This is a genomic window from Colwellia marinimaniae (genome assembly GCF_002207865.1).
In the GTDB taxonomy this organism is placed as follows: domain Bacteria; phylum Pseudomonadota; class Gammaproteobacteria; order Enterobacterales; family Alteromonadaceae; genus Colwellia; species Colwellia marinimaniae.
The window spans coordinates 1-349 of the sequence record NZ_BDQM01000160.1 but is presented as its reverse complement, the minus strand read 5'-3'; the positions used below and the strand labels follow the sequence as shown (position 1 = coordinate 349).

At 45.8% G+C, this 349-nt stretch carries 1 protein-coding gene; it reads left to right on the top strand.

Translation table 11 applies throughout. The features are described from left to right. Positions 1 to 62 precede the first annotated feature (62 nt). A partial coding sequence (locus MTCD1_RS18700; RefSeq protein ID WP_498067569.1) for a flagellin N-terminal helical domain-containing protein occupies positions 63 to 349 on the top strand: 287 nt, incomplete at its 3' end.

Below are 349 nucleotides of genomic sequence, written 5' to 3'. Positions count from 1 at the left end.
ATGCTGCTGGTCTACAGATCGCAACGCGTCTACAGACTCAGTCTAACGGTCAGAAAATAGGTATGCGTAACGCCCAGGATGCTATCTCAATGATGCAAACTGCAGAAGGCGCGTTATCAGAAATGACCAGCATTGGTCAGCGTATGAAAGATATTGCTACGCAAGCGGCTAACGGCACTAACGGCAAAGCAGAATACACGGCGCTAAATGATGAATACAAAGAGTTAGCGGCAGAATTAACTAACATCGCGCAAAATACTCAGTACGGTGAAGGTAAGAAACTGTTAGCGACAGAAGTGTCAGTAGCTGATGCAACAACGAACCGAAGCCTTCATTATACTGTTGAAGC